The following is a 24,187-nucleotide window of genomic DNA, read 5'->3' as shown; positions in this document are numbered from 1 at the left end:
TTATCACCCACCTATTTGTTTCCATTTCACCCATTTGTTTCGTTGGCAAGGAGTTGTGTGCATGCGACCGAGTTGGGAGCCTGGGAACGAGGTGGGGGGTTGGGAACGAGGTGGGGAATCTGAGCAAATTTGCTCTAACTTTCTACTAAAGCTACAGAATCTACATCCAAAAATAATGTTGCTCGTTCGCTCTTAGCGCAAGCTGTACCCAGCTTATCGCACGTGCGAAGAATAGACGCAGGACAATCAGTTGTCACATCACCGTGCAGTATCCGTTGCACGATTTTCTCTTTGCGTTTTCCTTGTGCAAGACAGATAATTTTTTGAGCAGAACAAATCAACGGAAGAGTTACGGTAAAAGCGTATTGCGGTACAGCTTCTAATTTGGGGAAATAACCTGTATTGACTTGTTGTTGGCGGTTTACGTCATCTAGCTTCACAAGTTTTACTGTACGTGAATCGTGAAAATCAGCGACAGCAGGATCGTTAAAAGCAAGATGTCCGTTTTCTCCAACACCAAGACAGCACAAGTCTATCGGTTGTGCTTGCAGTAATTTGGTGTAGCGATCGCACTCTATCAAAGGTTGCATGGTATCACCTTCGATATAATGAAATATTTTAGGATTCACTCGGTTTTCAACACGTTCTCGTAAATAGTGGCGGAAACTAGCAGGATGGTTAGATGCAATACCCAAGTATTCATCTAAATGAAACAATATAATTCGCGACCAATCTATACCACCATTTGCTATCAAAGTATCAAGAAATTTCAGTTGAGAGTTCCCAGTTGCTAATAATAAAGCGGCAGTTTCTTTCTCTAGGAGGATGTTTTGTAAATACTGTTGTGTTTTCTCTGCAACATCCTGCGCCAGTTCGACTTCAGAGTTGTAAACCTGCACTTGTAAAGCATCGACACGAAAAGATTTTTTTGCGGTTGGCATTGGACTATACAGAAAATCTTTGACTTTAACTTAAGAAAAGGAAACGAGTAAGGGTATACTTACCCGACAGCCCTTACTCGCATCTATAGGTTGTCACAATTTGGATGATTAATTATAGTTTTTTCTTCCCGAGCGTTGTTGTTAAATCACAAACTTGGAAAAAAGAGTGTAAACTAATTAAAGAAACTTTACAAGAGTTTACACGGAAAAAACCATGCTGGCAGCAATTCTTTTTGACCTAGATGGAACGATTGCTAATACTGACCCAATACACTACCAAGCGTGGCGGGAAATGCTAAGAGATTATGGCATGGACATTGATGAAACATTTTATAAATCCCGGATAAGCGGGCGGACAAATCCACAAATTATAGAAGACTTGCTGCCACAATTATCACCGGAAGAAGGTACTAGATTTGCAGACGACAAAGAAGAACTTTTCCGGCAAAAAGCCAGAGAAATTCTCAAGCCTATGAATGGATTTACAGAACTCATAGCATGGACAGATACACATAAACTCAAACGTGCTTTAGTCACAAACGCGCCAAAACTCAACGTAAAATTTATGTTAGAAGTTTTGGATATTGAGGAAGTCTTTAATACAGTTGTCTTAGGAGAAGATTGCATAGCAGGAAAACCAGACCCTGCACCTTACCAAGTATCGCTGGATCTGCTAGGTATAACAGCAGAACAAGCGATCGCACTAGAAGACTCACCATCTGGAATTCGTTCTGCGGTTAGCGCACTTATCCCCACTATTGGTGTAACTTCCACCCACGATCCAAATGTTCTCTTAGCAATTGGAGCATTTATGACAATTCCAGATTTCACCGATTTACAATTATGGACACACTTGAATTCACTTTTGTCAAAGAATTTAGCTTCTTTAAGTTAGTGGTTGGTGGTTAGTTGTTAGTTGTTGGTTGTTAGTGGTTAGTTGTTAGTTGTTGGTTGTTAGTGGTTAGTTGTTAGTTGTTGGTTGTTAGTGGTTAGTTGTTAGTTGTTAGTAGCTATTAACCACTAACCACTAACCACTAACCACTAACCACTAACGATTAATTTTGTATCAAATCAAAACGAAGTTGAGAATCCGAGTCACAACCCCTACCTGAAGTACAGGGTTCAACTCTGACAAGAAAAACTCCCCCTTCGCGATCGCGAACACCTGTTGGTGAAAACTTAATTCTTCCTGCTGCACCAAAAGCTACGAAGTCAGGTTTAGACAGTGTTTTTTGTAAACCCTCACGACTACTGTCTTCTCTCAAGCCAGTAATAATTGCTTGAAGTGCGTCATACACGATCGCAGTGCGCGGGCTAACTTCGCCACCCCAGAGACGGGAAGCTTCTGTGGAGAAGGGATTGTCTGGATTTGCATCCCGATGCCAAGGTACAGCTAAAACCATTTTGTTTAGGTTCTCTCTTCCATACTGCAACATTCTGCTGTTGTACATAATTTGAGAACCAAAAAGTGGTAGTCTACCTTGTTTTTGATTTTCTCGTATTAACTCGAAAAACTTTGAATTTGGATCGTTAATTGAGCGGTAACTGGGGAATAATAGCAAACCTTCTGCTCCATCTGTTCTGGCTCGTCTTAAAATATCACCAACCGGAGTACTATCACCAAAATCACAATTTGTATTAGTGACTTTACCTTCATACTTATTACTTTTAATAGATTCTTGGTGTAGTTTGATGAGGATATCTCTACTGATACTTGGTTCTCTCGATCTTTCCTGTGTTTGTTGTGATGACGAATCTTTACAAATAGCAATATTTTTTATACCAGTTTTTTTCACTATGTACTCAGCCAGCTTATCGCTAAAAATATCAGGACTGGGAGTCGCATAAAATACATATTTTTGCGATTGAAATGATTGTCTGGAATTCAGATTGCCAGTTGAAACCATCACCAGCCTGCGAGCGTTATAAATTGATGAATCGCGAGTAAACCCTATCAAGGCTAGAATGGTTGGATCGTCAATCAACTTACGATTTATACTTTCAATAGCCCGAGTATCTCTAAAATTTGAAATAGCGGCAATTTGAAGTTGCAACCAAGCCCCATTAATTTTGTCACGGCTGTTATTGAGCGCATCTTGAGCTTGAGCCACTCCGCGTAAAGTCTCTTCCGCTTGGTCTACTGTTCCGAGTATCAAAATAACACCAACTTTTATTGGTGGTTTTGTATTACTTTTATTTAATTCGGCGTTAGCGTTATTTAAATAAATTAAAGTCTCAGGGTCGTTACGATTCTTGTTCAAAGCTGCAGTAAATAGTTTGACAGCAGTGGCAAAATCACCCTTAGCAAATGCTTTACTCCCTTCTACTTTTTCAGTAGAATTGTTTTTAGTAATAAAAATTTCCTCACCCAAACTCATGTTGTCGTTTGAGGATGCATTGATTGAGCCTGAATTTGGTAATTGATTGTTCGTTTGTTTTGGACTTACAACTCTACCTAGTAACCACAAAATGCCTGCTATTAACACACCAGCTATCAAAAAAAAGCAAGCAACCTGATGTTTTCTTTCTCATTCATATAGCAAACCTAGAATAAAATTATAAATAGGGAGGAGGGGTAGGGGGTAGGGGTAGGGGGTAGGGAAGTTGCATATCCTTAATTTTAAAAATAATTAGACATCAATTTGTTGAAAAGCTGTGACAAATTGATAAGAGCAAAGGATAATAATCCAGCAAGAAGAACGAGCAGTACAAAAACCCCCAATCCATTTAGACCAGAGTGGAGAAGATTAGAAACCGACAAGCTTTGGTAAACCAGGAAAATAAATAATGTTGTAATTGCAGAAACAACAAACAAATAGGTTTTTTCGGAAATTGAGAGAGCTTGAAAAAAGATGATAGCTACTAAAAGTATTAACCAGATTCCAGAACTCATCCAAACTGTTTCTAAAAAACTCAGAAGGATAAGAGCCAAAAATGAGCTTCCCGATCCTGCAATAACTGCTGATGGTAGTAGTTTCTTGAGATGCAAAGAAGGAGCTGGTGGTTGAGTGTATGAGGGTATTGTTGAGGGCTGGTGCGGTGATAGTATTGTTGAAAATGAGCTAAGTGGTGGTGTAGAAGAATATTGTTGTGGTAGTATGTTAAAATTTAAATCTTGTAAAACAGCCTTCGCTGATTGATAACGCTCTTCGTGATGAATTTGCAACAACTTATCAAGAATGTGGGCTAATTCCTGACTGATGGGTTGTTGTACGTATTGTCGCCATTTAGAAACCCAGCCATAACCCTCTCTCAACCATATATCTATGGGATGAGCATGAGTTAACAGATGAAAGCAAGTACATCCTAAGCTATAAAGATCGCTAGATGGATAAGCCTCCCCTTTTTGCATTTGCTCCAGGGGTGCATAACCAAAAGAACCAATATATGTTCCCGGTCGATAATTTGCGGTTGCTGTTGCTGTGGTTGTCTTTTGCTTTGCTACTCCAAAATCAATTAGCACCAATCTCCCATCACTTTCCCGACGAAGGATGTTTTCTGGTTTGATATCTCGGTGAATGACCTGTTGCTGATGTACTGCTGCTATAACAGGTAATAAATCATACAAAAAGCTTCGAGTTTTTACTTCATCAAAGACCCCCTGCTGCTTTAACTCTTCCAACAAATTTTGCCCTTTGATAAACTGCTGCACTAAGTATAAATAGTCATCTTGCTTAAAATAGGCATATAAGTGAGGGATTTGAGGATGCTCTCCCAAATGTTGCAGGCGTTTTGCTTCTTGCTGAAATAACTCTGTTGCTTTTTTTACTGACCAGCTCCCTTGAACTTGTGGTGCTAGTTGTTTGACAACACAATGCTCATCCAGCTTATCTACATCTTCTGCAAGATAAGTACGAGCAAATCCGCCGCCTCCCAATGGCTTAACGATGCGATAACGATTTCTCAGTAGAGAGACTAATTCTGCTCCGCAATTTACGCAGAACTTTGTCCCATCTGGATTTATAGGCTGAGAGCACTCAGGGTTCAGGCAGCAAAGCATACTATATATTAATCTTTATTAAAGAATATACATTAGAGTGTCTTAGGTGTTAGCTAAGCAGATGTAACAAATAATTGAGTTTATAGAACGGTTATTCTATTATATACTGGCAAGAAAAACAGTTTTTCTTCCGGTAACCATTGGATAAATTAATATCAATAGATACTGAGATTGTTTCATGACCAGTAACAAAAGAAAGTCACTTCCACCAAAGCTGATAATTAAGCTAGGGAAGTTTGTTTGGGTCACTCTCTGGCATATAATGATGTCAAAGCTAGCCCCCCGCAACTCCTCAGGAGAATACATTCGTCCAAGCAGTTATTTCCGGAACTTTGTACGAACAGAAGCAGATAACCAATACTTACCCGCAGCAAATCGCTACACCTTGATAGTAGGAATGAGTTGTCCTTGGGCGCACCGTACCCTTGTTGTTAGAGCACTCAAAGGGCTGGAAAAAATTCTACCAGTGACTGTTGTTTCTCCTTCTCCCATAGAAGGGGGTTGGATCTTTAACCAAGAGTATGAAAGTTGTCGCACGCTTGCCGAACTATACCAGCTTGCTGAAGCGGGTTACACTGGACGGTGTACGGTTCCGGTTTTATGGGATAACCAGACCAAAACCATCGTTAACAATGAGAGCGCAGAAATTATCGTGATGCTGAACTCGGAGTTCAACGAGTTGGCTCAAAATCCGACTTTGGATTTGTACCCAAAGGAACTCAAACAGAAAATTGATGAGTGGAATGAGTTGATTTATACAAGTGTCAATAATGGTGTCTATCGTTGCGGCTTGGCTCAAAGCCAAGAAGCTTATGATAAAGCTTGCAATGAACTCTTTACAACTTTAGACAAAATTGAGGATACGCTTAGTTCAAATCGATACTTATGTGGCAAGACCGTAACATTGGCGGATGTCCGTCTGTTCACTACACTATTTCGTTTTGATAGTGCATATTACGGGCTTTTTAAGTGCAATCGTAAAAGAATTAAAGACTATCAAAATCTTAGTGCGTACCTGCGGGACTTGTACCAACTTCCCGGTGTTGCTGACACATGTGATGTGGAAAGTGTCAAGCAGGATTATTATGGCAATCTTTTTCCTCTCAATCCGGGCGGTATTATACCCTCAGGTCCTGATATGGATTACCTTAACGAACCGCACCATCGCGATCGCTTGGCTGAAACCGTGCGATCGTAGCTATTTACTGTTCGCGAATCCAAAGTGCTAACCCACCTCCACGACCACGAGCAGCAATAAAGTTATCTGTAACTAGGAAGAAAGCAAAAAAGGGTAATTTAGCTATGGGTTGGTTGTAAAAATTTTCAGCCTGAACTTTACCACCTCTTACATTTCCACTGTAAACGGTTCGACCAAAGAGTTGCAGTTGTATGCGATTGAAATCAAATGCAAGCAAATTCTTTTTTCCTAAGTACTGCGCCAGTCCCTCAAATTTTAAGAATATTGGCTTTAATTGAACGGAATTAGTAATTGCTCCTTTGCCTAAATTGCTGTCTTCTTGAGAAGCGGCACTAAAGGAAATATGGGCTGGAGTTAACTTAGGCATATAAAAGCCTTTACCTAAGACAATTCCTCCTCGCTTTCTCAATTTCTTAGTTCCAGTGGTAAAACACAAACGCCATTTACCTAAAAGCGGTTCAAACGCATAAGTCAGCCTTTGTTGTTTAGCAGCTTTTTCTGCTTGCAGCAATGCATCAACGACGGATTCAGCCGAAGGACGTTGGTTCGTTTGTCCTTGATAGAAAGCAACTGCTTGAGAAAGCACGGTCAGAAAATCTGGTGAGATTTTTGATGTTAAATCAGTAGTCATAAAAATTTTACCTAGAAGGAAGTACAAAGCCTTTTAGTCTTATGGAATTATCACTGCTTTTGTATCACCAAAAGATACAAGCAAACATTGTGCATTATGTAATGGTAACAGAGAAGATTCGTTAGTTTTTATAATTGAAGCTCAATTTAGTACTGATGTCGCCAAACTTTTCAAATAATCATAAACAAATCATTGGAGAAAGTTGATTACAGTACAGGACTGTAAAAGGTTTTGCAATTTACTAGCAGTCTGGTCAGTCAAAGGAAATGTTACTAAAACAACATCACAAAATTTATAGTTGGTCATATTCTGCGTCATCGCAATACTGCTCGGGTTTTGGTTTGTTAGCATATGTAGAGACGCGCCATGGCAAGTCTTTACGGAAATTATTGCTATGCAAAACTTCTTCTATAATAAAGAGATACCAATAATCAAAGCAAGTTAAAGATGTTTACCCAGAAGCTAACGTTGGAAATTCCAGAATCACTATTTGAAGAATTAAATCACCTGTCTGAGTTAACTGGTCAATCAGTACAATCCTTGGCATTGCAAAGTATCACCAGTAGCTTACCCCGCTTTCGTGAAAAAACACATAACTTAGATGAGCTATTGTCACGGGTTACAACGGATAATTTACATGGTGAAATTGATAGTGGAGAAGTTGTAGGTCGTGAAGTCTTCTGACTCTGAGTTATATATTCCCAAGCAAGGCGACTGTTGAAGTAATTACGTTACTCAGAACTTTAATGCCTTTACCATAAAGTTATTTTCTAGAAGTGGTTTACAACCGAATCATAGCAAGAGCCACCGCCCCCCACAAAGGCGCATCATCACCAAGTACAGCTGGAACAATTTCAAAATGTACCTCCGGTAAAGCAGTCTCCCGCGCCACCCTCTGCAACACAGCCCAAAAATTCTCCCCTGCTTTCGTCACACCACCACCCAACACAAATCGTTGCGGATTCATCAAATTCGCCACATTCCCAATCCCCACACCCAAACCCCAACTCGCCCTGTACAAAAGTTCAACAGCCAACTCATCCCCAGCCACAGCCGCCTCACTCACCACCTTCCCCGTAATCAACTCCAAATTATTTCCCACCAACTCCCTCAAAATCTCTCCTCTGCGTCCTTCCGAAGTTTGCTCAACGGGGGGAACCCTCCGCAGTCGCCTCAACGGGGGGAACCCCCGCACGGCGCTGCTCTCCGCACGCAACTTCTCTCTGCGTCTCTGTGGTTCATTCAACAAAGACTCCCTTGCATCCTGCGCCATATAAGGTCCCGACGCCAACCTTTCCACACACCCCCGCTTTCCACACAAACAAACTGGTCCCGACGGATCGACAACCATGTGTCCGATTTCACCAGCCATCCCTTCCGCACCTCGCCAGGGTACACCGTTAATTATCCAACCACCCCCCACACCCGTACTGACAGTTATATAAAATAAGCTATCGTATCCCTGACCCGCACCAAAGCGATACTCGCCCAAAGCTGCAACATTAGCATCGTTATCCACACTGCATGGAACACCAAATTCTGCCTCTAACAACTTCTTTAAAGGTATATTCTCCCATCCAGGGACATGATGGGACAGCCGCACTGTCCCAGTTGTTGCATCCACAGGTCCCCCAAAGCTAACACCGATCGCATCCGGTTTTTTCCCTTGTAGCACCGAAGCAATCAGCGATCGCATAATCTCCAAATCGGTATCAGCATTTGCATTTGCACCTTGCAGACGGCGTTCGTAACTCAACCATTCCCTAGAACCAGCATTAACGGTTGCTGCGGCTAGCTTTGTACCACCAAAATCAAGGGCTAAGATTAATGTCATGGCGTGAATGCTAATTGCTAATTGCTAATTGCTAATTGCCAATCTACCATTAGCCATTAGCCATTAGCCATTAGCCATTAGCGAATCAATAAACTGTTGTAATTTTTCATAATGAGACCCTTTCCAGTACACCTGGAAGCAGTTTTGACAGCGATAAAATTCGTTGACGTACAAACGAACGCTTTCTGGTAATCGATCGACGATCGCTTCCTTTGGTACAGATTCAAGTAACCCATTACAGCGCAAACATCTTTGGAAGGGCGATACTAATTGATACAAGTTGAAGCGTTGCATCACCTCCACAATTTGCTGCTGTGGATCGGTGTTTCTCACGTAATATCCATGTAATACAATGCTTCTCATTAACAAACCGAGATCGCGAGTTAACAAAATTCGTTCTTGGGTGCTAGAGATCCGAGCTAATTCTTCATCTGCGTAATCATTACGGTACAAAGTATCAAAGCCCAACAAGCGTAAAGATGTTGCCAATTTGCCCAAATGAATATCTAAAACAAACCGAATCACGATTGGGAGTTGAGGTTTTGTTGGAATGTTGCTTAGCTGAGAAACTTTGGCAGAAACTGGATAAACATTAATTATATCTCCATCTTGAACTATGTAGGAAAAATCTACATATTTGCCGTTCACTTCAATACAGTCCACTTCTGGATGGGGAACGCCCAAAGCTTCTATCATATCTTTTATCGAAGCTCGTCCGCTAAAGGAATGTTCTATGCTAACCTCCCTTTTCTGGGTGGACAAGAAATCATTTAACTCTGCATAAAAGCGGAAAGAAGCTACAGCCATAAGCAATTTCAACTCATTATTTTAAAATTACTGAGTTACCAACCTAGAGCACCAGCCACTCGCTGGGAGTATTGACAAGCTTTTTATCCAAACAGAGAATAATTAATATATTTTATCCGGATGAAAAAACTCGCTTTTAGAAGGCTTTTCAGCTCATCAATACCAGTTCATATTAGATTAACTTGTATGATTCCATTTAAAACTTAAGCAAAGATTAGAATGATTGGCAAATACTTGCTTTTGTTATTGACTTCAGTTACAGTCGTAGCATAAGCACTTTTCTGGCTGTTGACGTAATTTTCAGACAGTTAGATGGTGTGAAAAAGCGACTGAGAGTGTCTGAGGCAAGGTGTGTCTCAGGATATTGCAATATCTGCCTAAAAGCAGTCAAAAGGCAGAAGGGTTCGCATTAAAATTGAGTCAATTATCCTGAAACCGCTAAGTAGAAGTACCTCTTAAGGCATTAAATGCTAGTGCTAAATGAAGTGACATTAATGGTTAGTAGTTGCTAATATTTAGTATTAAGCATAGAGAACACGAGCGCTAGCTAGGTAACCAGCTAACTAATGCTCGCAGATTAACATCGGCATTTTTGTTTTTTTTGAAATACAATTGAGAATTTTTTGCAATATGAACCTATTAACAGACACACTTAAATCATTTTTCTCAAAGGATTTCTTCAAGGAAATTGTACAAAAAAAGCTATTTTTGACACTCGACAACTTGTTTTTCAGGAAGAATATAGCCTTTCTCAGTCTAATGAGGTACACCCCCCTTTCATCCCCCCAAAGCATCGGGGGGACAGAGGGGGGTAATTTTTGTACCTCACTAGGTTGAAATTTGCTATAAGGGTATTTTTGGCAATTTCTCTGTTTAAAAAACTCCAATTGCATCTGAAAAACTCTAAAAAAGTTCTAATTTAAAAGCCAATACTAATCTCACTAAGGAAAGCAAAAAATAGCATGGGAACGTGCATTTTTCTAGTGTAAATTCACGCTTAGAGGGGAGAGTGTAGCTAAGATGAACATCTCTGTTTGTAATATCCTTTGTCCGTCAAAACACGTTAACTAGTAAAGGTAGATGAATACTTTCTTTTGTTCTGATAATTCCCGAGAAGCAGGAGAAGATCTTATTGGTAGTGCTAGCAATTACCAAACTTATATATTGATTGAATGTCCTCCTCCTTGGACACCAGAAGCAATAAATTCCAGATGGGTTCCTGAGAATTTACAGATGTTAGTTAAGGAGGTAAAACGAGAGAAACTACCCATCTCGTTTCTTTTAATTAGCAATAACTCATCCCATAAAGTAGAACAAACAACCCTGATGATTTATCAAAAAAAGGAGGGACTGAGCAACGGATATCACAAGCAAGAATTTTGTTTGAGAAATATTGAACAAGTTGCAACTGTTGTCAAAAAGTGGTTGCATGGTGGGATTGACTGTGAAGTAGAAACAAGTACAACGAGAGATATACTCATCTGTACCCACGGTAGTCGCGATCGCTGTTGTGCTCGATATGGAAATCCCTTCTACTTCCATGCAACAACCTCCGTTTTTAGTTTGGGGTTGGACAACATTCGGATTTGGAAATCCAGCCACATAGGGGGACATCGGTTTGCACCAACAGCTATAGACTTCCCCGAAGGAAGATACTATGGTGGTTTAGATCAAGAATCATTTAAGTCAATTTTGACACGTACTGGTGATATTAATTCCTTGACAAAAGTCTACCGAGGCTGGGGAATTCTACCAAATGCAATTCAGGTTTTAGAGAGAGAACTCATCTTACGCCACGGATGGGATTGGTTTGATTACAAAGTGACAGGCAAAATTATCCAGCAACCTTTAGAGGAAAAAATAGTGCTGGGTGAGATAACTTTTGAAAAACCAGATGGCTCCGTGTACTGTTACCAAGCTAAGCTTGTAAAAGATGAAGCCAAAGCTATGAAAATTAAAGCTTCTTGTAGTGCTACACAAGAGTCAGTAGTTGTCAACTATAAAGTTGATAGTCTTTGGCTTGCTTCCACTAAGCTTGCAACTTGTAGTAAGTAGTTAGTGGTTAGTAGGGGCGCAATGCCGCCGCGCCCCTACAAGGTTAGAGTGACTATACAATCGGTAATAACCATAGCTAATTCGGCTGGATCTACTGGTTTTGTCAGGTGTTGTTGAAAGCCAGCTGAGATGATCTTCTGATAATTCGTCTCCCCTGCAAAAGCAGTTAGAGCGATGGCAGGTAATTTCTCTTCTTGGAATACCTCCATCGCTCTAACTTTCCGGATGAGTTCATAACCATCCATCTCAGGCATAGCAATATCACTTAATAACAAATTAGGTTGTATGCGAGCAATTGCTTTCAGCGCTTCACTTGCTGAGTTAACACCTGTCACTTCAGCACCATACTGCTTGAGGGTAAAAACTAGCAATTCTAGAGAATCTACATCATCATCTACAACCACAATCCGCAAGCCTTCTAGATTTGGGGAACAACCAGAGACGAATTTGCAATCGCTTGTATTTGTTTGGGAGACAGAAGGTATTAAAGGAAGCAAAACTGTAAAAGTCGCTCCCATACCTTCTCCGGGACTCTCGACTCTGACAGTTCCGCCATGCAGTTCAACAAGGTGACGAACAATAGCTAACCCTAACCCCAGTCCACCAAATTTTCTAGTCGTTGCGTTATCTGCTTGTCGGAATCGCTCGAACACGTGAGGTAAAAAGTCCGGGCTAATTCCAACTCCTGTATCGCTTACTTGAATCTCGGCGTGAGAACCAACTTTCTCTAAAGAAATTTTGATTTGTCCACCTTCTGGCGTGAATTTCACAGCATTTGTCAGTAAGTTCCAAACGACTTGCTGCAAGCGGTTAAAATCTCCTTCAACTTTGACAGCATGGGAAGACAGCTGCTTTTGAAGCTTGATTGATTTGGCTTCGGCTGACAGACGCACCGTTTCTAGGGCGGCGTCGATCGCACTCACTAAGTCAACCGGACAGAGACTCAAACTGAGTTTACCACGCAAAATTCGTGAAACATCCAACAAATCATCGATTAACCTTGCTTGTAATTTGGCATTGCGTTCGATAATCTCTAAAGCTTGGGTGGTTTTTTTTGCATCCAATTTACCCATCCTTAGCAGTTTTGCCCAGCCGAGAATTGGATTGAGTGGCGATCGCAACTCATGAGAGACAATCGCTAAAAAATCATCCTTCATGTGATTGGCTCTTTCCAATTCTATGCGAGCAGCCCGTTCTCTTTCCAAAGCCTGTGCTCGTTCTTCAATCGCTAACTTGCGATCGTGAATATCAGTGCAGGAGCCGAACCATTTCACGATGCTACCGTTTTGCTCTTGCAGTGGAAATGCTCGCCCTAGATGCCAACGGTATTCTCCATCGGAGGCGCGACGTAAACGATACTCAATATCATAGTGTTTTCCGGTAAGAAGACTATTGTGCCAAATTTCCTGGGTACGTTTTACATCATCTGGGTGTAAAATAAGTTGCCATCCATCTCCTTGTGCTTGTTCTAATGTTTTTCCCGAATATTCCACCCAACGTTGATTGAAGTACTCGTGATAACCATTTGGCTGTGTAATCCAAAACAATTGAGGCATTGTATCCGCTAGCGTGCGAAACATTAATTCGCTGTGTCTCAATGCTTCTTCTGCTTGTACGCGATCGCTAATATCGATATTAACTCCTACCATCCGCCAGGGATGACCTGCATCATCGTAGAGAATTCTTGCTCTTGCTTGTAGCCAGCGAATACTTCCATCCCGCTTAGTGATACGGAAATCAGTAAAATATTCGTTTGTACGTGTACTTACGCATCGATCTAATTCTGCTACTGCCTTAGCTAAATCATCTGGATGAATCCATTTTGCCCAATCTTCGTAAGTACCGCCAAATTCTCCAGGCTGCAAACCGTATATAGCTTCTAATTCCTTTGACCAAATATTGACATTGGTTTGCAAATTCCAGTCAAAACTACCTAACTTAGCTGCTGCATGAGCTAAATCCAGCCATTCTTGCTTTTGATGCAACAGAGACATTAACCGTTGGCGTTCTGCTTCTGCTTGCTTGCGATCTGTCACATCTAAAAATGCGCCAATCGATCCTCTGACAGCACCGGAATCATTCAGCAATGGCACTGCTTTTCCATAAATGTAGCGTATATCACCTTCATCAAAGACAAATTCAAATTCCGCCTCAACAGCCTGTCCCGTGCGACAGGCTTGCTGCATGGCTAATTCGCTCAGTGGAATATCTTGACCATTTTTCTGGATTTTACATGGAAAGGTATATTTTCCATCAGGAGGAGTGGCTGTCATCACAGAGCCTGGTGGGACTCGCATCAATTCATATGCACTTCGGTTAGCTGTCATATGATGACATTGAGGATCGCGAGCAATCCAGACTGCAGCCGGAACCGTTTCCATAAATATCTCAAGCTCTTCTGCTCGTGCTTTAGCGATCGCTTCACTCTTTCGTAGGGTAGCTTCTGCAAGTTTGCGATCGGTAATGTCCACATTAACTGCTACAGCATTAACAATGGTTCCCGTCTTGTCTAGAATCGGTACGGAAGAATTGAGAATCGTTTTTCTCTGCCCGTCAAATGTTTCAATATCAACCTCTTCACCAATCACCGCCTCACCCGTAGCTAGGGTACGGGCTAATGCCCAATCTTGAGCTGCAACAGGTTTACCCGTATTTGCCCACCAACCCTTGTAATTTTTATATTCATTGACCTCATTGACTAGTGGAGCACTATCACCCCAAATCGCTCTTGCTGCTGAATTATTTTCTAGAAGCTGTCCTTTAGAATCTGAAATAAATACGCCAACAGGTAATATATCCAGTATGGCACGAAGACGCTGGCGTTCGAGTTCATGATTTGCCTGTTCTTCTGCTAGAACCTTATCTACTTGTTGTCTTTTTGTTAAATCCAGACCAAAGACACTATCTTGCTTGCCTTTTGAAGTTAACCAATTAATGAATAGTGCGACTATGCAGAATACCAATAGATTTGGTATATTGGAACCATTACCAATTACTAGCAAGTTGATGGGTGATACAAAAAAGTAGATGGTGACTAATATAGATAAAACGATCGCAAATAGACCTGAAGTTAAACCTGAATACCAGCTACTCAAGACAACGGGTGCAAAAAAAAGAAGTGAAATGTCTAGGTCTAAATTTAGCGTTCGTAGCAACAATCCCAGTAAGAGCGCTAGTAGAACTGAGAAAATAGGAACTCTGTAGCGCCATCTCAAAGATCGTTGAACTTCTAACATATCGATTCGAGTCCTTGCAGTCAGCAAATTTATAAGGCAGGCTTTTAAGAGGCATAAGCTTTTATTATATAATAATTATCTGTTGCAAACAATACATAGCAATTTTAAATGAGCATCCAGATTTGCCGGGGCTATTTCTGAGGCTGGCGTAGCTTGAACCGCTTCTTGCCATGATTTTCGGGCGTCTTTTACACCTCCTTGCTGTGTCAGCGCTACCACAACAAAGTATGGGAAAAAGCTTGTGACAGAAGTGGCTTCAAGTTTTCCTTTCTCTTTTGCCCGTTCAAAAACTAAAAACCTGATTTTGCGTTTGTTGGGTTTCGTTCTTCAACCCAACCTACAGATTTTTATTTTTTCACCAAAACCTACACAATATTGATTTGGCAGTTCCTAAAAGCTTTAGTTATCTAATAAAGCTTTGAAAAGTGGATGTTCTCGAATTGCATCAAATGCTGGATCGGTTGTAATCTCATTGAGAACTTCTTCTGGGTTAAGATTAATGGCTTGTTGTAGGTTTTGAATTGCCAGAGGTATATTACCATTTAACGCATAACAACAAGCTTTGTTGTACCAAACATAATCGAGGTCAGGTTTTAGTTCAATAACTTTATCGTAAGCTGCGATCGCTTCTTCATAACGCCATAATTTTTCTAGAATTATACCTTTGTTATACAAAGCTTGATAAAAATCTGGTTGAATTTCTACCACCTTACTATAGGCAACTAATGCCTCTTGATACCGTTGTATTTTTTCCAGCAAAGACCCTTTTTCATACCAAATATTGGCGTCTTTTGGCTGGTGTTTTAGCAATCGATTATAGCAACTTATCGTTTGCTCAAATGAATCTAAAGCCTCATCTTGACGTTGCATTTTTTCTAAAATTAATCCACGATGATACCAAATATTAGCATCTTCTGGTTGGTACTTTATTTTTTCGTTGTAGACAGCCAGAACCTGCTCGTACTGTTGTAATTTATTTTCTAAAACTCTAACCTTGCTTATCCAAACTGAAGAATTTGGTTGTAATTTCACCGCTTGGTCATAAGCACTAACAGCTTCTTCATAGCGATGCAATTTAACTAACAAATCTCCTTTACCTATCCAAGCACCTGCATAAGTTTTTTCATATTGGATTGCTGTATCAAAATCAGCAAGCGCTTCTTCATAGCGGTTTAAATCTGTTAAAGTATAACCTCTATTAGTTAAAGCTTCTGGAAAATCTGGTTTGAGTTGCACTGCTTCGGTATAGACGGCTAAAGCTTCTGCTAATTTTCCTAAATCCTGAAAAACAATTCCTTGGTAATACCTTACATTTGCACTGTCTGGCTGGATTGACGCTGCCTTATCGTAAGAATCGAGCGCTTCTTCATATTTTTCCATACAGTGAAGTGCATATCCACGCAAAAACCAAGAATCAAAGTCCTTGGGTTGCTTTTCTATAGATTTATCAAATGCAGCCACTGCCTCTTGGTAGCGATTGTTAGAAATCAACTGTTTTCCTTTGTGATAAAAGTCTTTGTTCCTATCTCGAAATAGCCATAATATAAAAATTAATCCTAAGATAATATAAAGGGAATATTGACTAAATATTACTCCTCCTTCCGATGCCAAAGCTGGTGAAACACCAAGTAATTCACTAATCGTATGTGTGATATCCCATAACAATTTATTAAACGGACGGGCAAACCATAGCAATCCAATCAAAATCCAGATACCATACTTCCCGACTCTATTTAGCTCAACTTGAATGTAACGGGGTAACCAAGGCTCAATAATACCATAACCATCAAGAGAGGGAATCGGCAATAAATTAATAAAAACAACGTAGATATTCAGAACGATAACATAAGCCAAACAGGTCATTAGATAAAACAAAGACATACTACCATTCTGTAGTAATTGAGTATGCCAACCCAAGAGAAAAGGCAGCGACAGCAACAACACAACAAGAATATTAGCAATGGGACCTGCTGCCGACATAGCACTTAGCCACCAACGATTGCGTAATCGATGGTGGTTAATGTAAACGGCTCCTCCAGGGAGAGCAATTCCACCAAGAAGGAGAAAAAAAAGTGGCATGACTAAGCTTAAACCCGGATCGGTATATTTGAGAGGATTAAGGGTGAGATATCCCTTTTCCTTAACTGAAGTATCTCCACCCCAATACGCTACTAATGCATGACCAAACTCATGCAAACACAAAGAAACCATCCAACAGCAACAGATGAATACGGCAAACACCCACATTGATTTTTCTCCAGAAAGGGTTAGTGGTTAGTTGTTGGTTGTTAGTTGTTGGTTGTTGGTTGTTGGTTGTTAACCACTAACCACTAACCACTAACCACTAACCACTAACCACTAACTATTAACTAACTTAAGATCCCAACATTTGCAAATTATGGAGAGTCGCGTACATTCCGCCTTGACGCAGTAACTCTTCATGGCTTCCTTGTTCTATGAGTTCTCCTTGCTTTAGTACAAAAATCCGATTGACATTCCGAATGGTAGACAGGCGGTGAGCAATGATAATGGCAGTACGTCCTGACAAAAGCTTGTGTAGCGCTTCCTGAACTAAAGCTTCTGTGACCACATCTAAACTCGCAGTGGCTTCATCTAAAACCAAAACTTCTGGACTGCGAATCGCTGCACGGGCAAAGGCTAATAGTTGTTTTTGACCGCTTGAAAGATTGGTGCCTCGTTCTCGCAATTGGGTATCATATCCTTGAGGCAATTGCTCAATAAATGAGGCTACGTTTGTCTTCTCTGCTGCTTGCTGGATTTCCTCAAAGCTGTAAATGTCTCCCAAGCTAATGTTGCTCTTAACATCACCAGCAAATAAAAAGCCGTCCTGCAAAATAACTGCCATGTAACGTCGCAGATCTGCTTGGGGTATTTCTCGAATATCTACACCATCTACAAATATACGCCCTTTGCTGGGTTCGTAAAGACGGCATAATAGGCGAATGATGGAACTTTTCCCCGCACCTGTCGGACCTACCAATGCAATTTTTTCTCCAGGATTGATGGTGAAATCTAAATCTTTGATGACATACTCATCATCTTTGTAGGCAAACCAAACATGTTCAAAGCGGATTTCTCCTCGTTTGGGTTGCAAATTGGGCAATGCAAGTTGATCTGTGATTTCGTCAATATAGCCCAATCTTGAGTCTAAAATTGAAAATCTGGGATTTGCGCGATCGCGAATTTCTATCGGTTCATTTAAAACTTCGCTGACACGTTCAACTGCGGTAAAACCCGCTTGAATGACAGTAAATTTTTCAGCAAATTGTTGTAGGGGTTGGAACAACCTTTCGGCATACAAGACAAAAGCAGATAAAATCCCGAAAGTCAAGTTTTGCTGTAATAGCAAACCACTTCCTACCCATAAAACAACCCCAATGGCAATCAATGCAATCCATTCCAGTGTTGCTGAAACAGCAGAATCAAAAAAGATACTGTTATCAACTTCACGAACGTAGCGGTTGTTTGTGGTGCGAAACAACTCCGCGTTGAATTTTTCCCGACGAAACAGTTGCACGACATTGATACCAATAATATTTTCTTGTAGCTGAGAATTCAGTGCTGAAATTTCTTCCCTTGCTTTATAATTTGCTGCCCGGTATTGCTTCTGAAAATAAACAATGACTCCCGATACTGGTACGAGCATTGACAATAGCAACAAAGCAAGTTGCCAATTGATAGAAAACATAAAACCAAGGACTACCAGCATGGAAAACAAATCTGACACAATACCAATTGCACCAGTCGCAAATACATCTCCCAACACTTCCACATCGCTGGTGAGTCTGGTAATAATTTTACCTACAGGCGTCCTATCAAAAAAACGCACTGCCAAAGATGTTACGTGATGGAATAAGTCTTTTCGGATTTCCGCCGTGATTTTTTGCCCTACCGTCTGTACTAAATAACCCTGAGAACCTGTTAATATTAGTCTGATAGCTACTGTAATCAGTAGTGCAACTTCAATCATCTGTAGCCCCTGTAACATAGGGCGATTTCTGAAAAACTCGTAGGTATTGGGTTCATTGCGAATAAGAGAAATTGCCTGTCCGATAAGCAGGGGTTGCAAGGCGTTGCTGAGGGCTATGGGTACGAGTAGCAGCATTGACAGCGCTAGCAATTTTCCGTGACGACGGGCATAAGGTACTAAACGCAAAAATAACCGCCAGTCATTTTCACGCCGACGGTACTCTGTATCAGATTTTGTTAGAGTTGTAGACTGATTCATCATACAAAAATTATATTAATTTTTACAATAACAAAGGTAGTAAATTCCAAAACACGTAGGTTGGGGAGCCACAAAAAGTGCTCTGGTTCCCAGAGTTGAGTGAAGTGGCGTTTGAGGAACGAAACCCAACATCTAGAAGCATTTGTTGGGTAACGCTCGTGCTCAACCCAACCTACTACCACATCCACCTGAAAATGCTGGGTTGAGGCTGCTCTGGGGCAGGGGGCACGGGAGCAGGGGGGCAAGAATCACAGACTCATTAACCGATTAATTTCTACCCAACAAATTAGCCCAGATGCGCTACTACAATTTCTCTCAGCCCTTGCAGTATTGAGTCACCTTGACAGGGCTAGCATTGCCCAGCCTACTGCTGCTGTTAGGCTCTGCAGAGCGTGGCATATTTAGCACTGGAGGCGGAGCCTCCTAAAAAGGCATTCCCAGGCTCCGCCTGGGAACGAGGGGGAACGAGGATAGAGTATCGAACTTAACCAAGCACCGTCTGCAAAGCATGCAATAATTCTTTAACAGTGTATGGCTTGGGTAAAAATTTCTGGACTCCATTGCCAGTGGCAGCAGCTAACTTACTGCTGGACATAAGCCCACTTGTAGCAATCACTTTTACGTGTGGGTTGATTTTTTGAATGGTACGGATAGCAGTTAAACCATCGAGTAAAGGTAACATCATATCCATCAACACAACACGGATTGTATCCTTATACTGGGCATAGAGCGCGATCGCTTCCACACCATCATTTGCTGTCAAAATCTTATAGTTGTATGCTTCTAAAGATGCTTTGGTAATTTCTTGAATCGAAGGTTCATCATCTACAACTAAAATGAGTTCTTCATTGCCTGTTAATACCTCAACTTCCGGTGCTACCTCTGTTTCTATTTCCTCAACTGCAGGAAAGTAAACTTTAAAGCGAGTCCCAGAGCCAATTTCACTATATACATTTACAAAACCACCGTGACTTTTGACGATGCCAATAACAGTGGAAAGCCCCAACCCGGTGCCTTTGCCTTGTTCCTTAGTGGTAAAAAATGGTTCAAAAATTCTGTCTATAATTTCAGAAGAAATGCCAACTCCAGTATCTGAAACAGTAATGACGATATAAGGTCCCGTTTTTGCCTCTAGATGCATACGAGCATAATTTTCATCAACAAAAAGATTTTCGGCAGAGATACTTAAAGTCCCACCATTAGCCATAGCGTCACGGGCGTTGACACAAAGGTTCATCAGTACTTGATGCAGTTGTGTACTATCACCAGAAACCATCCATAAATCTTGTTGTATATCAGTGCGGACTTCTACAGATTTAGGAAATGTTTCTTTGAGAATAGTTATAACTTCTTTAATTAAATGTCTCATTTGTAAAGTAATGCGCTTGCCTTCAACACCCCGCGCAAAAGACAAAACCTGTTTCACGAGATCGGCACCCCGTTTGGCACTATCTTCTAAGATTTCTAATAGGTGCATATCCTGCTCGTATATATCGGGGTACTTCAGGGGTAATAGTTGCGCGACTGCCAGAATAGGTGTTAAAATGTTATTCAAATCGTGAGCAATACCGCTTGCTAAAGTTCCAATACTTTCCAAGCGTTGAGTACGAAATAATTGAGACTCTAAAAGTTTCTTTTCTGAAATGTCGGTATCAACAGTAAGAATTGATTTGGGCTTGCCATTGCGATCGCATACCAAAGTCCAACGGCTTTCTACAAGAATTTCCTTATTGTTTTTCGTCAATTTAGTGACTTCACCCTGCCACTTGCCCTTACGAGTTACACTCACAAAAGCGGCTTCCTCTTCTGGTGGTGTTTCATTGTACAAAAACTTGCTAGCATCTTCTCCGCATGCTTCCTTGGAAAGCCAGCCATACAGATTTTCTGCACCTTTGTTCCAGAATAAGACACGATTATTTAAATCTCTGACAAAAATTGCGTCAGTGGTAACATCAAGTAAAGCAGCTTGTTGGCGAATTTTCTCTTCAGCCAATTTATGCTCGTTAATGTCAATACAGGCACAGGTGATACCTGCAATTTCATGTGATTCATTATACAATGGTTCAACAGTCAGATCGTAATATCCAGTTCCCTGGGCTGTCGAGAGCGAAATTTCTTCCCTGATTCCAATACCAGTAGCGAGTACGCCTAATTTCATCTCTTTGAGACGTTCACCATCATCACCCCAGATAAAATCTGAGTCGCATTTGCCCAAAATTTCTTCAGCAGTCAACCCAAAAATCGGATTGTAAACCCAGGTGTAGCGTAGTTCTTTGTCTTGGTTAAATACAAAGATCGGAGAGTTCTTCAATGCAACCCGAAATCGCTCTTCACTCCGTCTTAAAGCTTCCTCCGTGCGCTGACGCTCAATTGCATAGCGCATGGAACGGAACAGTAAGTCGCCATTCACCTGTGCCTTAACCAAATAATCTTGCGCTCCTTGCTGCATTGCATGAATAGCCAGGGTTTCATCATTAAAACCTGTTAAAACAATCACAGGAATGGCAGGAGATTGACAGTGGATTTTGACAAATGTTTCCAATCCCTGGCTATCTGGCAGTAATAAGTCTAGTAAAATGACATCAAAACTTTCTTCCTCAAGAGATTTGAGCGCTTCATCTAACTGTTCTACTTGTTTCAGAACAAATTCAACGGAAGGAACTTCCAATAAAAATTCCTGCAACAGCCGAACATCTCCAGGGTTATCTTCAACTAATAAGACTTTCATTATATTAGTTAGTAGTTAGTGGTTAGTGGTTAGTAGGGGTGTAATGCCTTGCACCCGTACATGGTTAGAGTTATTATCAACTGCTTACACAAGAACCTATGGAAAAGCGATTGATGAAAAGGCAATTAATTTTCCAGTCCCCAATCCCCAGTCCCTTGTAAATTTTGTATGAGGTCTTGACATGGAGATAGAAATTTGTAAAGAGATTCCAGGATTGACAGCAAAATCTTCTATGATGTTTGCTTACCCAACGAGTTTAGCAGATGTATGGTTTCCAGCAAGCGAGCAAGTGCTATTGCCAGAGGAATATATTGCACCTACTAAAGTTAGAGTTAAGGTTTTTACTGGAAGCACAGGACCTAGACGTATCGGTAGTTGGAGTTGGAAAGCGTATCGGGCTACAACCAACCTTTTAAGAAATAGAAAGAAACTAGATTACTCAGGAAAATTTATTTTTGATGCTCGCTATGATACCGACGAAAATCCAGCACACTTCTTTGATAGTCTGACATCCCCTATCTTATTCGCACGCAAAGTTCTCAGCGAACATTTCCAAAAAGATATTGACATTCATATTGTTCTAAGAGCTAGAACATCTAAATTTGCTCGAGATGCATATCATCTGCTTAATATTCCTATAATTAGTACAGATGATGATGTTTGTGGTGAAATTGTTACTGTTTCAGAGCGCGATCTTTTTAGCATCAAATCTCAACTTTTTAATCTTAATTTTCCAGGTTGCCAGGATTTGGGAGTAGAGCGAATCTTCATTCCTCGAAGGGGTACTCGTCGGTTGATTAATAATGATGAGGTGGCTCAATTTCTAGCAGAACGAGGTTTTAAGACTTGTTACTTTGAAGATTTCCCATTAAGTCAACAATGGTCAATTGCAAGATACGCAAAAATAGTTGTTGCAGTTCATGGTGCGGGTGTCAGTAATTTGCATTTTAACCGTTTGGGGCTAAGTCCAGACTCCAAGCCCAATAGTGGGGTAAAAGTTGTTGAGCTTATGTCTCCTAGTTGGAACCAGCGTCGATGCTTCCGCTATCTCGTAAATGTCATCAACGGTCAATGGTGTTCTGTACGCGGTCAGATTACTCCACAAATGCTTCGTGGAGTCGATTTTTTCAAAGGCAATCCTGATTGTGTAAAATCTCCTTTTAAAGATCCCTTTAAAGTAGATTGTCAAACAATTGAGATGGCTCTCGACTATCTTGATAAAGAGCAATCGAACCATAATTTTGACTTTCATCAACCCAGGTAGTAATTATCATGTTAAACTCCAATTCTGTAGAAAATAGTAGCAATATAGAACAAAAAACTGCCAAAAAGAAACTGAATCTGCTACAAGTTTTTCGAGGCTTGGCAGCATTACTCGTCGTACTATGTCATTCTTGTCTTATATTTGACCAAAATCTCAATCAACCATTTTTATCTAATATATTTCTTTTTGGAGCATCGGGAGTAGATTTGTTCTTTGTAATCAGCGGTTTCATTATCTTTCACATTCACAGCAAGGATATTGGTAAACCAACTAAATTAAAAGATTTTTTCTGGAAAAGATTTGTGCGAGTCTATCCGTTATATTGGTTGATTTTGACACTGAAAATCTTAACTTCTATAGGTGAATTATCCTCAGATAAAAATCCTCAGAGTTTTCTTGAGATTGGAAAAGCTTATTTACTATTTCCTCAAGAAACAGAGATTATTGAAAAGTTTATAGGTGTTAGCTGGACACTGAGTTATGAAATTTTTTTCTATATAATGTTTGGGTTATTAATATATTTTAAGCCAAAATTCTCGGTTTCAATAATTGTTCCATGGTTATCAATAGTATTTTTCAACTTTGTTGGGATAATTAAAATTCCTCAGGATATTTTTCTGCTGGATTTTCTTTTTAATAGAATACACATAGAGTTTCTTTTTGGAGTGTTATGTTCATATCTTGTCTCCAAATATAAAATTACTTATGGCAGTACCCTACTCTATGTAGGTATTTTTTTATTTACTCTATCAGCTATAAGTTATAATTACAAAATTATTACACTATCAAGTAGAGTTATAAGCTTTGGTATACCAGCCTTGCTTATCATCCTTGGTAGTGTAGCTTTGGAAATGAGGAAAGCGATCGCTCCTCCTCATGTTTTGATATTATTAGGCGATGCATCTTACTCTACTTATTTAATACACAGTTTTGTGATTAATAACTTAACAAAAGCTGCTATTAAACTTGGAATAGTGGATTTTCTTACTCAAAACTCTTTCATATTTAGTCTGTTTGCCATTATCAATACGATTGTTACCTTACTAGCAGGTGTTGCTTTCTACCTATGTTTGGAGAAACCACTACTTTCATTTATGAAACGAAAGTAAACCAAAACGATGTTGCATCTGAAGCGATCGTAAAGGATAGTTAGAGTCCCAATACTACGTAGGTTTTGCTAAAAACTCAAATTGAACGTAGGTTGGGTTGAGGAACGAAACCCAACATTTATCAGCATTTGTTGG

16 protein-coding genes are annotated in these 24,187 nt (G+C 40.4%); 6 read left to right on the top strand and 10 right to left on the bottom strand.

Features of this window, described 5'->3' with window-relative positions:
* Nucleotides 1–134: 134 nt before the first annotated feature.
* Complete coding sequence (locus F7734_RS50080; RefSeq protein WP_155751767.1) at nt 135–941, bottom strand: glucosamine-6-phosphate deaminase; 807 nt, start codon at nt 939–941, stop codon at nt 135–137.
* Nucleotides 942–1,155: 214 nt separating this feature from the next.
* Between F7734_RS50080 and F7734_RS50075 the strand changes: the two genes are divergently transcribed.
* Nucleotides 1,156–1,836, top strand: a complete 681-nt coding sequence (locus F7734_RS50075) for an HAD-IA family hydrolase (protein WP_155751766.1) — start codon at nt 1,156–1,158, stop codon at nt 1,834–1,836.
* 160 nt (nt 1,837–1,996) lie between these two features.
* Here F7734_RS50075 and F7734_RS50070 read toward each other — a convergent pair whose 3' ends face one another.
* Both F7734_RS50070 and F7734_RS66495 read right to left on the bottom strand, forming a co-directional pair.
* Entirely contained in the window at nt 1,997–3,427 is a 1,431-nt protein-coding gene (locus F7734_RS50070) for an ABC transporter substrate-binding protein (protein ID WP_155751765.1), read from the bottom strand.
* Nucleotides 3,428–3,561: 134 nt separating this feature from the next.
* Nucleotides 3,562–4,941: a serine/threonine-protein kinase gene (locus F7734_RS66495; RefSeq protein WP_166482650.1), complete on the bottom strand. Its 1,380-nt coding sequence runs from the start codon at nt 4,939–4,941 to the stop codon at nt 3,562–3,564.
* Nucleotides 4,942–5,119: 178 nt separating this feature from the next.
* Here F7734_RS66495 and F7734_RS50060 point away from each other — a divergent pair, with 178 nt between their 5' ends.
* Complete coding sequence (locus F7734_RS50060) at nt 5,120–6,139, top strand: glutathione S-transferase family protein (RefSeq protein WP_155751764.1); 1,020 nt, start codon at nt 5,120–5,122, stop codon at nt 6,137–6,139.
* 4 nt (nt 6,140–6,143) lie between these two features.
* Here the strand turns inward: F7734_RS50060 and F7734_RS50055 are convergent, their stop codons facing one another.
* Nucleotides 6,144–6,770, bottom strand: coding sequence for a hypothetical protein (locus F7734_RS50055; RefSeq protein ID WP_155751763.1), 627 nt, complete (start codon nt 6,768–6,770; stop codon nt 6,144–6,146).
* A 447-nt stretch (nt 6,771–7,217) separates the two neighbouring features.
* Here F7734_RS50055 and F7734_RS50050 point away from each other — a divergent pair, with 447 nt between their 5' ends.
* Nucleotides 7,218–7,454, top strand: a complete 237-nt coding sequence (locus F7734_RS50050) for an AbrB/MazE/SpoVT family DNA-binding domain-containing protein (protein WP_155751762.1) — start codon at nt 7,218–7,220, stop codon at nt 7,452–7,454.
* A gap of 97 nt (nt 7,455–7,551) precedes the next feature.
* On the opposite strand, the gene F7734_RS50045 is transcribed toward F7734_RS50050, so the two are convergent.
* The gene (locus F7734_RS50045; protein ID WP_155751761.1) at nt 7,552–8,604 is read right to left on the bottom strand and encodes an ROK family protein; all 1,053 of its coding nucleotides are present in this window, start codon (nt 8,602–8,604) and stop codon (nt 7,552–7,554) included.
* 63 nt (nt 8,605–8,667) lie between these two features.
* The gene (locus tag F7734_RS50040; RefSeq protein WP_155751760.1) at nt 8,668–9,411 is read right to left on the bottom strand and encodes a Mut7-C RNAse domain-containing protein; all 744 of its coding nucleotides are present in this window, start codon (nt 9,409–9,411) and stop codon (nt 8,668–8,670) included.
* A 1,080-nt stretch (nt 9,412–10,491) separates the two neighbouring features.
* On the opposite strand from F7734_RS50040, the gene F7734_RS50035 reads away from it, so the two are divergent.
* Nucleotides 10,492–11,466, top strand: coding sequence for a sucrase ferredoxin (locus F7734_RS50035; RefSeq protein ID WP_155751759.1), 975 nt, complete (start codon nt 10,492–10,494; stop codon nt 11,464–11,466).
* A gap of 35 nt (nt 11,467–11,501) precedes the next feature.
* On the opposite strand, the gene F7734_RS50030 is transcribed toward F7734_RS50035, so the two are convergent.
* From F7734_RS50030 to F7734_RS50015, 4 genes are all read right to left on the bottom strand, one after another.
* Nucleotides 11,502–14,702, bottom strand: a complete 3,201-nt coding sequence (locus F7734_RS50030; protein ID WP_155751758.1) for a PAS domain-containing protein — start codon at nt 14,700–14,702, stop codon at nt 11,502–11,504.
* A 399-nt stretch (nt 14,703–15,101) separates the two neighbouring features.
* Complete coding sequence (locus F7734_RS50025; RefSeq protein ID WP_155751757.1) at nt 15,102–16,949, bottom strand: tetratricopeptide repeat protein; 1,848 nt, start codon at nt 16,947–16,949, stop codon at nt 15,102–15,104.
* 127 nt (nt 16,950–17,076) lie between these two features.
* A complete protein-coding gene (locus F7734_RS50020) occupies nt 17,077–18,951 on the bottom strand; it encodes an ABC transporter ATP-binding protein (protein WP_155751768.1) in 1,875 nt (624 codons plus the stop codon).
* A 484-nt stretch (nt 18,952–19,435) separates the two neighbouring features.
* Nucleotides 19,436–21,679 carry a response regulator gene (locus F7734_RS50015; RefSeq protein ID WP_155751756.1) on the bottom strand — a complete coding sequence of 748 codons (2,244 nt, stop codon included), beginning with the start codon at nt 21,677–21,679 and terminating at the stop codon, nt 19,436–19,438.
* Nucleotides 21,680–21,860: 181 nt separating this feature from the next.
* Here F7734_RS50015 and F7734_RS50010 point away from each other — a divergent pair, with 181 nt between their 5' ends.
* Together F7734_RS50010 and F7734_RS50005 are read left to right on the top strand one after the other, a co-directional pair.
* Nucleotides 21,861–22,943: a glycosyltransferase family 61 protein gene (locus tag F7734_RS50010; protein WP_155751755.1), complete on the top strand. Its 1,083-nt coding sequence runs from the start codon at nt 21,861–21,863 to the stop codon at nt 22,941–22,943.
* A gap of 8 nt (nt 22,944–22,951) precedes the next feature.
* The gene (locus F7734_RS50005; protein WP_155751754.1) at nt 22,952–24,052 is read left to right on the top strand and encodes an acyltransferase; all 1,101 of its coding nucleotides are present in this window, start codon (nt 22,952–22,954) and stop codon (nt 24,050–24,052) included.
* The last annotated feature ends 135 nt before the right edge of the window (nt 24,053–24,187 follow it).

Source organism: Scytonema sp. UIC 10036 (assembly GCF_009725235.1).
This window is presented reverse-complemented; position numbering and strand designations above follow the sequence as displayed.

Excerpts from the sequence above, each read along its gene's own strand:
- F7734_RS50080 (WP_155751767.1), bottom strand. The coding sequence starts at position 941 with ATGCCAACCGCAAAAAAATCTTTTCGTGTCGATGCTTTACAAGTGCAG.
- F7734_RS50075 (WP_155751766.1), top strand. The coding sequence starts at position 1,156 with ATGCTGGCAGCAATTCTTTTTGACCTAGATGGAACGATTGCTAATACT.
- F7734_RS66495 (WP_166482650.1), bottom strand. The coding sequence starts at position 4,941 with ATGCTTTGCTGCCTGAACCCTGAGTGCTCTCAGCCTATAAATCCAGAT.
- F7734_RS50060 (WP_155751764.1), top strand. The coding sequence starts at position 5,120 with ATGACCAGTAACAAAAGAAAGTCACTTCCACCAAAGCTGATAATTAAG.
- F7734_RS50055 (WP_155751763.1), bottom strand. The coding sequence starts at position 6,770 with ATGACTACTGATTTAACATCAAAAATCTCACCAGATTTTCTGACCGTG.
- F7734_RS50050 (WP_155751762.1), top strand. The coding sequence starts at position 7,218 with ATGTTTACCCAGAAGCTAACGTTGGAAATTCCAGAATCACTATTTGAA.
- F7734_RS50045 (WP_155751761.1), bottom strand. The coding sequence starts at position 8,604 with ATGACATTAATCTTAGCCCTTGATTTTGGTGGTACAAAGCTAGCCGCA.
- F7734_RS50040 (WP_155751760.1), bottom strand. The coding sequence starts at position 9,411 with ATGGCTGTAGCTTCTTTCCGCTTTTATGCAGAGTTAAATGATTTCTTG.
- F7734_RS50035 (WP_155751759.1), top strand. The coding sequence starts at position 10,492 with ATGAATACTTTCTTTTGTTCTGATAATTCCCGAGAAGCAGGAGAAGAT.
- F7734_RS50030 (WP_155751758.1), bottom strand. The coding sequence starts at position 14,702 with ATGTTAGAAGTTCAACGATCTTTGAGATGGCGCTACAGAGTTCCTATT.
- F7734_RS50025 (WP_155751757.1), bottom strand. The coding sequence starts at position 16,949 with ATGTGGGTGTTTGCCGTATTCATCTGTTGCTGTTGGATGGTTTCTTTG.
- F7734_RS50020 (WP_155751768.1), bottom strand. The coding sequence starts at position 18,951 with ATGAATCAGTCTACAACTCTAACAAAATCTGATACAGAGTACCGTCGG.
- F7734_RS50015 (WP_155751756.1), bottom strand. The coding sequence starts at position 21,679 with ATGAAAGTCTTATTAGTTGAAGATAACCCTGGAGATGTTCGGCTGTTG.
- F7734_RS50010 (WP_155751755.1), top strand. The coding sequence starts at position 21,861 with ATGGAGATAGAAATTTGTAAAGAGATTCCAGGATTGACAGCAAAATCT.
- F7734_RS50005 (WP_155751754.1), top strand. The coding sequence starts at position 22,952 with ATGTTAAACTCCAATTCTGTAGAAAATAGTAGCAATATAGAACAAAAA.